The sequence below is a fragment of the Nonomuraea sp. NPDC050786 genome (genome assembly GCF_040654115.1).
In the GTDB taxonomy this organism is placed as follows: Bacteria; Actinomycetota; Actinomycetes; order Streptosporangiales; family Streptosporangiaceae; genus Nonomuraea.
Window position 1 is genome coordinate 204,196 of record NZ_JBFAHJ010000003.1, and the last position, 14,185, is coordinate 218,380.

Consider the following 14,185-nt stretch of genomic DNA (forward strand, 5'->3'; position numbering starts at 1 on the left):
GGATCACCTGGGCAAGGGACCGCCCCGTAGGTCTTTACCCAGGACCAGCGCGCCACGCCCGCGCGCAGGATTCATGAACCGGAGGTGCTGCCGAGTTTCCACAAGGACGCCATAGGCAATGCCTTCAGCTTGTCACCGAAAGGCAGTGTCTGCTCCCCGGTATAGAGGACGAAGCCCGCGCGGAACCTCGCTCCCAGCCGGTCCGCCAAGTGGCGCAAGCCTCGGAAGTCATCACCGCGGATGGTCTCTGCGGCTTTGATCTCGATGCCGACCACTTCACCGGACGCATGCTCAAGGACCATGTCCACTTCGACCTGGTCCCGATCCCGGTAGTGGAACAGTTGGACGGGTTCGTTGGCCCAGGTGAGTTGGCGGGCTACTTCGCCGATCGCGAAGTTTTCGAGCAGCGGCCCGACAGGGGCCGTGACGTCCCTGGCGCGGTCAGGTGACATGCCGATGAGCCTGCCGCCGAGCCCACTGTCTGTGATGATCAGTTTGGGCGTGGAGATGGCGCGGCGGGTCAGATTCGAGGACCATGCCGGTACACGCTTGATGAGGAAGACCAGTTCCAGAAGGTCCAGATAGCGAGAGAGCGTCATCCTGGGGAGTCCTACATCGCCGGCCATCGCTTGCACCACGGCCAGCCCTCCCATGCGAGCCGCGATGACGCTCAGCAGCCTCCGCATCTCCGCTGGGCGCTCGATATCCGAGATCTGACGCACATCTCGTGTGATCAGATCGGTGATGTAGGAGTCGAAGAATCTGTTGCGCCTGCGTCCCGGGTCCCGCCGGATCGCCTCGGGGTAGCCGCCACGCAGTGCCCTGTCCACGTAGTCACGCTTGCGGAGCGTGCAGGGCGGCATGCTGACATCCGCGCCCTGCGCGAAGACGTGGTCAACGAATCCGTCCGGAGCAGACTCGATCTCTCCTTGAGACAGTGGCCACAACTCGATGGTTTCTGTCCGACCGGGTAGCGCATCAGGAAGATCGCGTAGTCCTAGCAGGCGGGCGGAGCCGGTGAGGAGATAACGGCCGGGACGCGGATCCTGGTCAACCACGTGTTTGATCGGTAGCAGCAGTTGTGGCGCGCGTTGGATCTCGTCGATCATCAGAAGCCCGTCATGCTGGACGAATGCAACGGGATCCTCCTCCGCTGCAGCCAGGATCGCGGGATCGTCGAGGTAGAGCTTACGGGCGTTGCCTGCCTGGGCGACGATCAATCCGGCCAGTGTGCTCTTTCCTACTTGCCGGGCACCGTTCACGACCACGACTCGCGTGTCCGCCAGGGCTTCGAGTGTCATCACTTCGGCGCGTCTCGGAAACAGGACCGGATCGGTCATGTCTCGTACGCTACCGCAGATGAATCCATAGGCGTGGGCGTTCTGCCGAGACCCTCGTGGGCGTTCTGCCGAAACCCTCGTGGGCGTTCTGCCGAATGGGTTCTGGGCGTTCTGCCGCGCCTGTTATCGACGCGCTACGCAGCCAGGGTCGTCCAGCGTGATGCCCGGCGGCTCCGGTTCTCGGCGCCGGCGTCCAGGCGTTCGCACTCCTTGACCCGCGGGTTGTAGACGTCCTCGATGCGCACCGGCCCGTCCGCGAACGGGGGCGATGGCGGCGAGCGTGGGGACGGTGTCGGAGACGTCGCGCATGTTCACGGTGAGGCCGAGCCCAGCCCTGGGATGGTGACGCTGTGGCCGGTGAACGCGGCGGCGCTCACCGGCAGCAGCCTACGGCCATGATCGAAGCATCGAGGTCAGGCGGCGGCCACCGGCTTGATCGGGGTGCGGCCGCGGCCCAGGATCCAGAGCATGGCGGCGAGGGCGGCCACCTGCAGGGGCCAGCCCATGACGATCTTCGCGAAACCGAGGGCGGCGACCGCTTCGTCGCCGCCCCCGAACAAGTACACCGGTGCCTGCACGGCCACCCGGACCGCGCAGGGCAACATGAGCATCCACGTCAGCTTGGTGCAGAGCCGCACGATGCCCGGGTCCTTGTGCCAGGCGGTGGGGTCGCCCGTGACCGAGCCGATCAGGAAGCCCACCACCGGCCAGCGGGCCACGATCGACAGCAGCATCGCCACCATGTAACCGGCGTTCCACAGGATGCCGGGCAGGAAGTAGTCCTTCGCGTCACCGGTGCGGCTGGCGAAGAAGGCGCCGATCGCGATGCCGATCAGGCTGTTGATCACGAACTGTGGCGTGGATCGCTGCACGATCCTGACCAGCAGCAGCACCACCGACAGCGAGACGCTGACGATGAGCGACGTCTTCAGGTCCTCGGTGAGGATCCAGCAGAGCGTGAACGCGATCGTCGGGATCGCCGCCTCGATGATGCCGCGCACACCGCCGAACGCCTTGGCGAGCTGGGCTCGCACCGCCGCTTCAACGGTGTCGTGGGCGACCTCTTCCGCCTCAGCACTCACGTGTCAACTCCCTGGGCGCAGCTCGTAACGCGGATTGAACATCACCTTGCGCCCGTCCTGGACGCTGACCAGGCCCTCGGCCTTGACCGTGCGACCGGGCTCGATGCCTGCGATCTTGCGACGGCCGAGCCAGACGAGGTCGATCACGTCGGACCCGTCGTACAGCTCGGCCTCGAGAGCGGGAGCGCCGCCCCTCGGGCGCAGTGTGACTGTACGTAGCGTACCGGCTACGCAGAAGCGCCGGCGCCCGCCGCACGAGACGATGGGGGTCGCGCCCACCTCGTCGGCGTCTTCCCGTAGTTCCTGGGCCTCAATCTCGGACTGGGGTGAGGCCAGCCGACTGAAGAAGCCGCGCAATCCCCCGCGTTTCGGAGGCTCTGCCGTACTCATGATGAATCAGCCTATGTGATGTCGGCGCGATGTCAGCCCTTAGCGAATCTCGCTTATTTCAGGCCCTCGCTTGAACGGGTTGAGCCCGGGCCGCTCGTCCGCTTTCTCGCTCGTCTGTTCGTTGGGGCGGCGCAGCGGAATGGGCTCCTCGCGGGCCATCGGCTCGTCGCCGCGTACCACCACGATGTCCTTCAAGAAGTCTATGTACGCCGCCGCGGCCGCCTCGTCGAGCGCCGCCGGGCCGGAGATCACCGCGAGCAGGAACCAGCGGGGACCGTCGACGCCGATGTAACGAGCGGGACGGGTGGTGCTCTCGACCCTCATCTCGCCGGCCAGCTCCCTGCCGAACGGGCCCTCCTGCTCCTCCAGGTGCCTGGCCTGCGCGAGGATCTTGGTCTTGACCTCGTCCCACAGGCCCGAGCTCCGTGGCGCGGCCAGGGCCTGGAGCTGCAGCGAGCTCTCCTCGTGGAGGACCACGACGCCGACGTGCTGGTCTCCGACGGAGGCCAGGCGTACGTCGAAGTCGGGGTTGTGCGGCAGCCGCAGGCCACCGAGGTCGATCCTGTCACTCTCCGGGTGGGGCTCGTCGGCGTCCCACGGGCCGGACTCTCGCACAGGGGCGGCAGGCTCCTGCTCGGCCACCTGTTCCGGCTGCTCACGACGGCGACGTCGGAACACGTTCCTCACTCTCCTTGCGCGCGGGGCCGCCAGCGCGGCCCATTGATCATCGTCCTGTCGATCCGAACCCGTTGGCGCCGCGCACCGAACCCGGCAGCCGCTCGACCTCGTAGAAGGCCGCGCGCTCCACCCGCTGGACCACGAGCTGCGCCACGCGGTCGCCCCGCTGGAGGCGGAACGGCTCCTTGGCGTCGGTGTTGATGAGCGTCACCTTGATCTCGCCGCGGTATCCGGCATCCACGGTGCCGGGCGCGTTGACCAGCGTGACACCGTGCCTGGCCGCCAGCCCCGAGCGCGGGTGCACGAACGCGGCGTAGCCGTCGGGCAGGGCGATCGCGACCCCCGTGCCGACGACGGCCCGCTCGCCGGGCAGCAGCTCGACGTCCTCGGCCGCGTAGAGGTCGGCGCCCGCGTCTCCCGGATGGGCGTAGGAGGGCATCGGCAGCTCCGCGTCGAGCCGGTGGATCAGGACCTCGACGTCGCTCAACGGGTCACCTCGTCATCCTGGTGTTCGTCAGGGGCACCGATGCGCCCCTCAGCCTCAAGGTACGCCTTTCCGCCCGTGATGCCGTTGCACCAGGCACCCAGGTGGAGTGTCGTGCCCATAGGCACGGGGGCGGTGAGGGAGGAACAAGTCACGGGTGACGAGGTTACTCCGTGTCCACCCCGCGACCGTCCTCGCGGCGGGCAGGGGTGTTCTCGTCCCTCTCGTCACCCGGCTTATCGGCCTCCCCCTCGCGAGGCGCACCGCCGTCATCGGGGCCTTCCGCCTCGGGAGGGGCGTGTTCATGGGGTGGCGGCGGCAGGGCGGGGGGTTTGTGCCGGAGCTCGGGCAGCGCACGGTAGATCACCGCGGCCACCGGCACCGCCACCGCGGCCCCGGCGATGCCCGCGAGGATGCCGCCGATGGCCAGCACGAGGATGATGGCCAGCGGGTGGAAGTTCAGTGCCCGCCCCACGATCAGGGGCTGGAGCACGTGGTTCTCCAGCTGCTGCTCGACGATGAGGATGCCCAGGAAGATCAGCGCGTAGACGATGCCCTTGGCGCCCAGCGTGACGAGGGTGGCGATCGTACCGGCGAAGAAGATGCCGACGATGGGGATGAAACTGGCGAAGAAGATCAGCACGGCCAGCGGCGCCCACAGCGGCACGCCCATGCCCGCCAGCACGATGCCCATGATCAGCCCGTGCACGGCGGCCACCGCGACCGTGCCCTGCACGTAGTGGGAGAGCGTCGTCCAGGCGGCCCGCCCGGCGCGGTCCACGCGCGGCGCCACCTCGCCGAACCCTCTCAGGATCCACGCCCAGATCCGGTCGCCGTCCTTGAGCAGGAAGAACGTCACGAACAGCAGCAGCACGATGGAGGCGAGCACCTCGAAGGCGACCGCCCCGGCCGTCAGCACGGTGCCGGTGATGGCGGTGCGCTGCTGGTTGACCATGTTGGCGATCTCGTCGACATAGCCGGTGATCTGCGCCTCTTTGAGGTGGATCGGGCCCGTGATCAGCCAGTCCTGGACCGATCTCGCGGTCGCCTGCACCTGCTGGACCAGGTTGGGGAACTCGTCGCTGGCCCGCGCCCCCACCAGCCATCCCGTGCCGACGAGGATGGCCAGGGCCACCAGCATGGTGATCCAGGTGGCGTAGATGGGCCGCATGCCCGCCTGGCGGAGGCTGTTGGTCAGCGGGAACAGCAGCGCGGTCAGCAGCAGCGCGATCGCCACGGGCAGCGCCACGAACGTGAGCCGGGCGATGATCTGGGCGAAGAAGTAGACGACCACGCCGACGAGGATCAGGCACACGCACCACGCGGCCATCTTGGCGAGCGCGGGCGGCACGAGCTTGGTTGGGCGGTCGGGCAACACGTGTTCAAGACTGGCACGTCCGCGCCCAGGATGCGCGCCGATAAAGCCAGGAGCAGACCTTACCTACACGAGGGTGTGACCACTGGCGGGCAGTTCGCGGACCCGCGGAGCGGATGCACGGACGCCGGGCGCCCCGGCGGAGGGGGCGGCCCGGCGTCCTGCCATCCGGACGTCAGCCCAGGTGGACCTCGGTTTTCAGCTCGTCACCATACTCCAGGACGAACTCCTCCACGTTGCCCGCGGCACAGATGTCGTCCTGAGCCTGGCGGACAAGCCCGACATCCGGCGCGGAGACGGTGAGCCTGGAGACCTCGGCCCGCATGGACAGCTTGGCCTCCGACTTGGCCTTGCGTACCTGGCCGAGCACCTCCGAGGCCACGACCAGCACGGCCGGGTCGCCGGCCCCGGGCGGAAGGTCGGGCCACGGGGCCTGGTGCACCGAGCCCTCGCGCCACCACGACCACACCTCTTCGGTGACGAAGGGCAGGAACGGCGCGAACAGCCGCAGCAGCACGTCGAGCGCCTGCCGCAGCGCCGCGTGGGCCGAGGCGGCGGCCGGACCGGACTCGTAGGCGCGGGCCTTGACCAGCTCCAGGTAGTCGTCGCAGAACGCCCAGAAGAAGCGCTCCACGGCCTCCAGCACCCTGGTGTGGTCGTAGGACTCGAACGCCTCCGTGGCCTCGCGCACGACCCCGGACAGGGCCGCGAGCATGGACAGGTCGAGCGCCTCGGTGACCTCTCCGTCGCTGCCGGCCAGCCCGAGCACGAACTTGGACGCGTTCAAGATCTTGATGGCCAGCCGCCGCCCGATCTTGAGCTGACCGGCGTCGAACGCTGTGTCCACGCCGTAGCGGCCGTTGGCCGCCCAGTAGCGCACCGCGTCGGAGCCGTGCTGCTCCAGCAGGGCAAGCGGGGTGACGACGTTGCCCTTGGACTTGGACATCTTCTTGCGGTCGGGGTCGAGGATCCACCCGGAGATCGCGACGTCGCTCCACGGCAGCCCGCCGAACTCGTAGTGCGACCTGACCACGGTCGAGAAGAGCCAGGTGCGGATGATCTCGTGGGCCTGCGGCCGCAGGTCGGCCGGGAAGACCCGCTCGAACAGGTCGTCGTCGGTCCCCCAGCGGCCCGCGATCTGCGGCGTCAGCGAGGAGGTGGCCCAGGTGTCCATCACGTCGGGGTCGGCCATGAACCCGCCGGGCACGCCGCGCTGGTCCTCGGTGTAGCCGGGCGGCACGTCGGAGGACGGGTCGACCGGCAGCATGTCCTCCGGCGGCACGATCGGCGCGTCGTGGACGGGCTGGCCCGACTCGTCGATCGGATACCACACCGGGAACGGCACGCCGAAGAAGCGCTGGCGCGAGATCAGCCAGTCGCTGGTGAGCCCCTCGACCCAGTTGTCGTAGCGCACCCGCATGTGCGGCGGGTGCCACCGGAGCTCGCTCCCGCGCCCCAGCAGCCGCGCGCGCAGCTCCTCGTCGCGCCCGCCGTTGCGGATGTACCACTGGCGGGTGGTGACGATCTCGAGCGGCTTGTCGCCCTTCTCGTAGAACTTCACCGTGCGGGAGACCGGCCTCGGGTCGCCCTCGAGGTCGCCGGACTCGCGCAGCAGCTCCACGATCCGCTCGCGCGCGCTGTGCACGGTCTTGCCGGCGAGCTCCTTGTACGGATCCGCCTCCACGCCCTCGGGCGGCTCCGGCAGCAGCCGGCCGTCCCAGCCGATGACCGGCCGGGTCGGCAGGTGCAGCTCCCGCCACCAGGTGACGTCGGTGATGTCGCCGAACGTGCAGATCATCGCGATGCCGGTGCCCTTGTCGGGCTCGGCCAGCCGGTGCGCCAGCACCGGCACCTCGACGCCGAACAGCGGCGTCAGCACCGAGGTGCCGAAGAGCGGCTGGTAGCGCTCGTCGTCAGGGTGGGCCACCAGCGCCACGCACGCCGGGATGAGCTCGGGCCTGGTCGTCTCGATCCAGACCGGCCCCTTCTCGCCGTAGAAGGAGATCTTGTGGAACGCTCCGGGCCACTCGCGGTCCTCCAGCTCCGCCTGGGCGACGGCGGTGCGGAAGGTCACGTCCCACAGCGTCGGCGCCTCGGCGAGGTAGGCCTCGCCGCGCAGCAGGTTGCGCAGGAACGCCCGCTGAGAGACCGCCCGCGCCTCGTCGCTGATCGTGGTGTAGAGCAGCGACCAGTCGACCGACAGGCCGACCCGCCGCCAGACCTCCTCGAACGCCTGCTCGTCCAGGGCGGTCAGCTTGTGGCACAGCTCCACGAAATTGCGCCGCGAAATGGAGATCTCGCGTTTGCCGGGCTTGTCTGGTGGAACGAAGTCCGGATCGTAAGGCAGCGACGGATCACAGCGCACGCCGTAGACGTTCTGCACCCGGCGCTCGGTGGGCAGGCCGTTGTCGTCCCAGCCGATCGGGTAGAAGACCGCCTTGCCGGTCATGCGCCGGTAGCGGGCCATGATGTCGGTGTGGGTGAAGGAGAAGACATGACCGACGTGCAGCGAACCGGAGACGGTAGGCGGCGGCGTGTCGATGGCGTAGACCTGCTCGCGCGACTGGGTGCGGTCGAAGCGGTAGGTGCCCTGCTCCTCCCAGCGGGCTACCCATACCTGCTCCAAGCCGTCGAGAGTCGGTTTTTCCGGCATGGTGGCATGGCGTAGTCGCTGTTGAGTCATGCCTCCTTATGGTACGGCTTCGCAGGCATGACAACCGGTGCAGACTAGTGTTCGTTACAAAGGGGAAGGGAGATCGGCATGGCGGAGGACAAGCCCGACATCACCTGGCGCGTGATCGGCGGTCTGACGGGGCTGGCGACCGCCTGGGCGGCGAGGAAGCTCCTCGGGTTCGTCTGGGTGAAGGCGACCGGCAAGGAGCCGCCTCTCGACACAGACTCGCCCGAGGTCAGCATGGGTGAGGCCATCGGCTACGCCGTGCTCATGGGCGTCGGCATGTCCGTGGCGCAGATCGTGGTCAACCGGACCGCCAAGAAGCGCTACGACGCGTGGAAGTCTGTGAAGCAGGTGACTCCAGGGCACTGAGAAACTCGCTGGCCCAGCGGTCCACGTCGTAGGTGGCCACCCGGCGGCGCATCGTGCGCATCCGCCGGGCCAGTTCGTGCGGCGTGGCCCGCATCGCGGCCAGCATCTGCCGCTTGACGTCCTCCACGTCGTACGGGTTGACCAGGTAGGCCTGGCGCAGTTCGTCGGCGGCCCCGGCGAACTCGCTGAGCACCAGCGCGCCGTGCAGGTCGTGGTGGCAGGAGACGTACTCCTTGGCCACCAGGTTCATGCCGTCGCGCAGCGGGGTCACGACCATGACGTCGGCCGCGAGGTAGAGCGCGGCCAGCTCGGTGTGGTCGTAGGACTGGTGGAAATACTGGACCGGCTGGTAGCCGAGCTGCGCGTGCTCGCCGTTGATCCGCCCGACCTGCAGCTCGATGTCGTCACGCAGCCGCTTGTACTCCTCCACCCGCTCCCTGCTGGGCGTGGCGATCTGCACGAACACGGCCTCGTTCGTCTTCAGCTGCCCGTCGTTGAGCAGCTCGCCGAACGCCTCCAGCCGCTGCCCGATCCCCTTGGTGTAGTCGAGCCTGTCGACGCCGAGCAGCACGTGCTCGGGGTCGCCCAGCTCGACTCTGATCTCCTTGGCCCGCGCCATGATCTGCGGGTCGCGTACCAGCGCGTCGAGCTGCCCGAAGTCCACGGAGATGGGGAAGGCCTGCGTGGTCACGACCCGGTCGTCGAGGAAGATCTCGTTCCCCTTGTACGGCAGCCCGAGCAGCCTCCGGCACAGCCGGCGGAAGTTGGAGGCCCCGCCGGGCAGCTGGAAGCCCACCAGGTCGGCCCCGAGCAGCCCTTCGACGAGCTCCTTGCGCCACGGCAGCCGCCAGAACAGCTCGGTCGGCGGGAACGGGATGTGCAGGAAGAACCCGATCCGCAGGTCGGGCCTGAGCTTGCGGAGCATGGCCGGGACGAGCTGGAGCTGGTAGTCCTGCACCCAGACGACCGCCCCCTCGTCGGCGACCTCGGCGGCGGCGTTCGCGAAGCGCTCGTTGACGGCGCGGTAGGCGTCCCACATCGGCCGGTGGTAGACGGGCGGCGCCACCACGTCGTGGTAGAGCGGCCACAGGGTGGCGTTGGAGAAGCCCTCGTAATAAAGCTCCACCTCGTCGGCCGAGAGCGGGATCGGGATGAGGTTCATGCCGTCCTGTTCCAGCGGCTCCAGCTTCTCGTCGGCGGCTCCGTGCCAACCGAGCCAGGCCCCGTGGCGGCGCTGCATCACCGGTGCGATCGCGGTGACGAGCCCTCCTGGGCTCCTGCGCCACGAGGCCGTTCCGTCAGGCTCGATCGTCCGGTCCACCGGCAAGCGGTTCGCGACGATCAGAAACGAACTACGGCCAGTCACGCAGTCTCCTCCTCTTCACCGAGCGCGCGGCGGACCGCGTCCGCCACCGACTCCGGACCCGCATGGGGGATGATCGCAGCGATGTGAGAATCGGGCCGGATGAGCCATGCCTCATCCGGTCCGGCGCCGAGCCTCTCAGCGAGCCCGTCGAACTCGGCGAGCCCGCGCACGGCGAGCGGCGCCGTAGTGACCTTGCCCAGGACCTGCACAAACAAACGCGAATCGCACATTTCACCCAGTAGAAGCAGGAAACCGTCACGGCACAGCTCCCGCAGCCTCCCGCCGGGAAGCCGCATGTCGGGCAGGATCACACCGGGCGCGGGCGCGCACAGCGCCCCCTTCGGCGGTCTGCCCCCGAACGGCCGCGTCGGCTCGGGCGTCGTCAGCGGCGAATCCACGTACCAGTACGGCTCCGCGAACCGCCCCGAGTCCACCTCCGCCACCAGCCCGCCCTCAAGCGCGGCCCGCCTGCGCATGCGCTCCTCCACGGTCCTCGGCGCGAGGAAGCGCATGGTCGCGGAGGTGATCTCGAGGTTCTCCAGCGCGGCCGCGTGCCGCTCGGCGTGGTACGACTCCAGCAGCCCCGGCCCGGCCCAGCCGTTGAGCGCGAAGGCCAGCTTCCAGGCGGCGTTCTCGGCGTCGGGCACGCCCGAGTTGAGCCCACGGGCCCCGAACGGGGCCACCAGATGGGCGCAGTCACCGGCCAGCAGGACGCGGCCGACGCGCATGCGGGAGGCGAGGCGGGAGTGGAAGCGGTACGTGCTGTGCCAGAGCAGCTCGTACGGCCGGTCGCCGATGATCTGCCGGACTTTGCGCGAAATATCGACCTTTGTTGGGATGAAGTCCGGCGCGATCTGCCAGTCGATCCTGAACGTGCCTCCCGGGCAGGGATGGATCAGCACCTGGCGGCCCGGGTTCCAGACGGGGTCGAAGTAGAAGCGGCGCTCGTTCTCCCAGCCGGGCAGGTCCGCCTTGATGTCACAGATCAGGAACTGGTCGTCGAACGTCTCCCCGTCGAACGTGACGCCGAGCGCCTGGCGTACCCGCTGGGCCCTGGCACCGGCGCAGACCAGCACGTAGGGCGCGCGCAGCAGCCGCTGACCGCACTGCACCCGCACGCCCGAGTCGTCCTGGGTGAGCCCGGTGACCTCGTGGTTCCAGAGCACCTCGATGAGCGGCTGCGCCGCGACGGCCTCGTCCAGGATCTGCTCGGTGCGGGTCTGCGAGATGTTCACGCAGGCCGGCAGCGGCCCCTCCCGCTCGAACCGCCAGGAGAACAGCTCGCGGTCGCGGTAGTACGTGCGGGCGGTGGTCCAGGCCAGACCCTCGTCCGCGATCTTGCCCGCCCCGGCGGCGGCCCAGATGTCGAGCACGTCGCGCTGCTGGCAGATGGACTTCGACCCGGTGGAGTCGCGCTCCGCCCGCGCGTCGAGCACGAGCACCTGGATGCCCCAGCGGGCCAGCAGCAGCGCGGCGCTCTGCCCGACGGGTCCCGCTCCGACGACGATGACCTGCGCGTTCATGACTGGAGCTGGTCCCAGACCGCGCGGTCGCGCTCGGCGGTCCAGATGCGCGGCCGCTCGACGCCGTGCAGCTCGTCCCAGAGCCTGGAGACGTTGAACGGCAGGCAGTGCTCGAAGATCGGCCAGGAGCCGTACCTCGGCTCCAGCGCCGCGTGCGTCCGCTCGAACGCCTCCTTGAGCGTCCCTGCCGCGCCCACCTCGCGCAGCATCACCGTGAGGAAGTCGCGCGTCTGGGCGATGGCCGCGTCCACGCCCTCCTTGCCGCGCGCCACCGCCCCCCTGCCGCCGACCAGCGTCTCCGCCCCGAACGACGCCACCTTGTCGAGGGTCGCCGCGGACCAGTCGCGGTGGAAGGCGTCGCCGGTGTAGAGGGCGGCCTGCGACTCGACGAGATCGCCGGCGAACATGACGCGCTGCCTGGGCAGCCAGGCCACCAGGTCGCCCTCGGTGTGCCCCCGGCCGCAGTAGGCCAGCACCAGGTCGCCCCTGCCGCCGCCCAGGTCGATGGTGAACGTGTCGCTGAACGTCGCCGTCGGCCACGTCAGCCCCGGGATCGACTCCGGCTCCTGGAACAGGCGGGGCATCCTGGCGTACTCGCTGGCCCAGTCCTGCTCGCCGCGCTCGGCGATCAGCTCGCGGGTCTTGTCGTGCGTCACGATCACGTCCGCGCCGAACGCCGACGCGCCCAGCACCCTGACCGCGTGGTAGTGCGACAGCACCAGGTACCTGACCGGCTTGGCGGTGTGCTCGCGCAGCCTGGCCAGCCACCGGCGGGCGGCCACAGGCGTCGCCAGGGCCTCGAAGCACACGAGGAAGTCCTCGCCCTCGACGGCGCCCACGTTGGGGTCGCCCTCGGCGGTGAGGGCGTACACGCCCTCGGCGAGCACCTCCAGCGACTGCTCCTTCTCGGCGAGATCCGCCGACGAAGCGAACGGCTTGGCCATCACCCCTCCTCCGGGAGACCGGTCACCCCTCCTCCGCGCGGTGCCGCTCCTTCGGCCGGCCCCGCGCGACCCACTGCCCCACACGGCCCCACGCACTCCAGGCGACACCGTGATCGAGGCCACTCCACCGCGTGCCTTCGGCGTCGCCGCACCCGCGCCGACCCGCGCCTTGGGCGTCGCCGCACCCGCGCCGGCCCGCGTACACCGCCACCGCATCCCGTGCGCCGGCGACGGCCACCGGGCGCTGAAGCGGGCGCTGAAGCGGGCGCGGGTGAGGCGCGGGCCCGGTCATGCCGGGCGGCGCGACTGGACCATGTGGAAGCGGCCCGCCACGTAGCCGGGATCAGTGAGCGAGGCGGTGGCGGCCGGGTTGGCGCCGGTGCCGTGGTAGTCGCTGAAGGCGGCCGACTGGTTGACGAAGACCCCGCCCGTCAGGTTGCACGACAGGTTGACGCCCGCGTCGACGGCGGCCCGTTCGGCCTGGTCGAGCACGTCGGAGGAGGTCGAGTAGGCGGCGGCGGTGAGCGCGCCCCTGGCCTTGACGGTGCGGCGCAGCACGTCGAGGCTCTCCTGCGTCGATTCCGTCGGGATGACGAACGAGATCGGCCCGAAGTGCTCGCGTCCGTAGACCTCGGCCTGGTCCGGGGAGACCTTCACGATCACGGGCGTCCGCACCACCGCGTCCGGGAACGACGGATGCTTCAGCGCGCGCGACTCCAGCACCACCTCGCCGAGAGACGGCGCGCCCTCCACCCGGGCCAGCACGTCCGGGTTGACGATGGCCCCGGTCAGCTCGACGGCCCGGGCGTCGTCCCCGAGCAGCTTGCCGACGGCGCCCGCCAGCCCGGCGCAGACGTCGTCGAAGCTCTTGTGCCCCTCGTCGGTCTCGATGCCGCCCGCGGGCACCAGGATGTTCTGCGGCGCCGTGCACATCTGGCCGCTGTAGAGCGAGAGCGAGAACGCCAGGTTGCCCAGCATGCCGCGCCACGAGTCGGTGGAGTCGACGACGATCGTGTTGACCCCCGCCTTCTCGGTGTGCACGAGCGCCTGGCGGGCGTTCTCCTCCAGCCAGTCGCCGAACTCGGTCGAGCCGGTGAAGTCGACGACGCGGATGTCGGGATGCGTGGCGAGCGTCTTGGCCAGCCCCCGGCCCTCCTCCACTGCCAGCGTGACCAGCGCGGGGTCGAAGCCCGCCTCGGCCAGCACCTCGCGGGCGATCTGCACGGTGATCGCGAGCGGCAGCACCGCGCGCGGGTGCGGCTTGACGATCACCGGGTTGCCGGTGACGAGCGAGGCGAACAGCCCCGGGTACGCGTTCCAGGTGGGGAACGTGTTGCAGCCGATCACCAGCGCGACGCCCCTGGGGACGGCCGTGAAGCGCTTGTCCATGACGAGCGGGTCGCCCTTGGCCGGCTTCTCCCAGCGGGCCGCCGCGGCCGAGGAGGTCATGGCGGCGTAGCCGTACGCGACGGCCTCGAGCGCGCGGTCCTGCGCGTGCGGCCCGCCCGCCTGGAAGGCCATCACGAACGCCTGCCCGGTCGTGTGCTGCACCGCGTTGGCCAGCTCGAAGCTGCGCCGGTTGATCCGGTGGACGATCTCCACGCAGGCCAGCGCGCGGGCCTCCGGCCCGGCGTCCCGCCAGGCCGGCAGCGCCGCCTTAGCCGCCGCGATCAGGTCGTCCACGAGCGGCTCCGGGTAGGTGACGCCGAGGTCGATCCCGTACGGCGAGCGCTCCGCCCCGATCCAGGAGCCGGTGCCCGGCTGGTCGAGGGGGAACGGCTTGCCGAGGCAGGACTCGAACGCCTCCTTGCCCCGCTCGGCCGTCCCCTCGCCATAAACGCGGGGACTCGGCGACTCGGGGAAAGCGCTCCAGTATCCCCGCTCGGCGATGGCGGACAGCGCCTTCTCCAGAGTCTCGCGGTGCTGCTCGAACATGGTGTTCACCCTCTTGACAGGG

At 69.6% G+C, this 14,185-nt stretch carries 12 protein-coding genes; 1 reads left to right on the forward strand and 11 read right to left on the reverse strand.

The genetic code is table 11. The features are described from left to right. Positions 1 to 71: 71 nt before the first annotated feature. The 7 genes from AB0H84_RS08555 to valS form a co-directional block, all read right to left on the reverse strand. A complete protein-coding gene (locus AB0H84_RS08555; protein WP_357600216.1) occupies positions 72 to 1,340 on the reverse strand; it encodes an ATP-binding protein in 1,269 nt (422 codons plus the stop codon). Positions 1,341 to 1,753: 413 nt separating this feature from the next. Further along, positions 1,754 to 2,422 carry a DUF3159 domain-containing protein gene (locus AB0H84_RS08560; RefSeq protein WP_357600219.1) on the reverse strand — a complete coding sequence of 223 codons (669 nt, stop codon included), beginning with the start codon at positions 2,420 to 2,422 and terminating at the stop codon, positions 1,754 to 1,756. 3 nt (positions 2,423 to 2,425) lie between these two features. Then, complete coding sequence (locus tag AB0H84_RS08565) at positions 2,426 to 2,812, reverse strand: OB-fold nucleic acid binding domain-containing protein (protein ID WP_345002411.1); 387 nt, start codon at positions 2,810 to 2,812, stop codon at positions 2,426 to 2,428. Positions 2,813 to 2,851: 39 nt separating this feature from the next. Further along, positions 2,852 to 3,490, reverse strand: a complete 639-nt coding sequence (locus tag AB0H84_RS08570) for a DUF3710 domain-containing protein (protein ID WP_357600222.1) — start codon at positions 3,488 to 3,490, stop codon at positions 2,852 to 2,854. Between the two features lie 46 nt (positions 3,491 to 3,536). After that, positions 3,537 to 3,977, reverse strand: a complete 441-nt coding sequence (gene dut, locus AB0H84_RS08575; RefSeq protein ID WP_345002409.1) for a dUTP diphosphatase — start codon at positions 3,975 to 3,977, stop codon at positions 3,537 to 3,539. A gap of 163 nt (positions 3,978 to 4,140) precedes the next feature. Then, positions 4,141 to 5,352 carry an AI-2E family transporter gene (locus AB0H84_RS08580; protein WP_357600225.1) on the reverse strand — a complete coding sequence of 404 codons (1,212 nt, stop codon included), beginning with the start codon at positions 5,350 to 5,352 and terminating at the stop codon, positions 4,141 to 4,143. 172 nt (positions 5,353 to 5,524) lie between these two features. After that, on the reverse strand, positions 5,525 to 8,032 hold the full coding sequence (valS, locus tag AB0H84_RS08585) for a valine--tRNA ligase (protein ID WP_357600228.1): 2,508 nt from the start codon (positions 8,030 to 8,032) through the stop codon (positions 5,525 to 5,527). 78 nt (positions 8,033 to 8,110) lie between these two features. On the opposite strand from valS, the gene AB0H84_RS08590 reads away from it, so the two are divergent. Next, complete coding sequence (locus AB0H84_RS08590) at positions 8,111 to 8,395, forward strand: DUF4235 domain-containing protein (RefSeq protein WP_357600231.1); 285 nt, start codon at positions 8,111 to 8,113, stop codon at positions 8,393 to 8,395. Here the strand turns inward: AB0H84_RS08590 and AB0H84_RS08595 are convergent. From AB0H84_RS08595 to paaN, 4 genes are all read right to left on the reverse strand, one after another. Further along, entirely contained in the window at positions 8,328 to 9,761 is a 1,434-nt protein-coding gene (locus AB0H84_RS08595; RefSeq protein ID WP_357600234.1) for a trehalose-6-phosphate synthase, read from the reverse strand. The genes AB0H84_RS08590 and AB0H84_RS08595 overlap by 68 nt on opposite strands. Beyond that, positions 9,758 to 11,284 (reverse strand): FAD-dependent monooxygenase, encoded by a 1,527-nt coding sequence (locus AB0H84_RS08600; protein ID WP_357600236.1) that lies wholly within the window; start codon positions 11,282 to 11,284, stop codon positions 9,758 to 9,760. The genes AB0H84_RS08595 and AB0H84_RS08600 overlap by 4 nt, the downstream gene beginning before the upstream one ends. Beyond that, a complete protein-coding gene (locus AB0H84_RS08605) occupies positions 11,281 to 12,228 on the reverse strand; it encodes an MBL fold metallo-hydrolase (RefSeq protein WP_357600239.1) in 948 nt (315 codons plus the stop codon). The genes AB0H84_RS08600 and AB0H84_RS08605 overlap by 4 nt, the downstream gene beginning before the upstream one ends. A gap of 288 nt (positions 12,229 to 12,516) precedes the next feature. Then, positions 12,517 to 14,163: a phenylacetic acid degradation protein PaaN gene (gene paaN / locus AB0H84_RS08610; protein WP_357600241.1), complete on the reverse strand. Its 1,647-nt coding sequence runs from the start codon at positions 14,161 to 14,163 to the stop codon at positions 12,517 to 12,519. Positions 14,164 to 14,185: the final 22 nt, after the last annotated feature.

Bases quoted from the DNA above. Each gene is read 5' to 3' on its own strand.
- AB0H84_RS08590 (WP_357600231.1), top strand. From the start codon at position 8,111: ATGGCGGAGGACAAGCCCGACATCACCTGGCGCGTGATCGGCGGTCTG.
- AB0H84_RS08600 (WP_357600236.1), bottom strand. From the start codon at position 11,284: ATGAACGCGCAGGTCATCGTCGTCGGAGCGGGACCCGTCGGGCAGAGC.
- valS (WP_357600228.1), bottom strand. From the start codon at position 8,032: ATGACTCAACAGCGACTACGCCATGCCACCATGCCGGAAAAACCGACT.
- AB0H84_RS08565 (WP_345002411.1), bottom strand. From the start codon at position 2,812: ATGAGTACGGCAGAGCCTCCGAAACGCGGGGGATTGCGCGGCTTCTTC.
- AB0H84_RS08555 (WP_357600216.1), bottom strand. From the start codon at position 1,340: ATGACCGATCCGGTCCTGTTTCCGAGACGCGCCGAAGTGATGACACTC.
- paaN (WP_357600241.1), bottom strand. From the start codon at position 14,163: ATGTTCGAGCAGCACCGCGAGACTCTGGAGAAGGCGCTGTCCGCCATC.
- AB0H84_RS08605 (WP_357600239.1), bottom strand. From the start codon at position 12,228: ATGGCCAAGCCGTTCGCTTCGTCGGCGGATCTCGCCGAGAAGGAGCAG.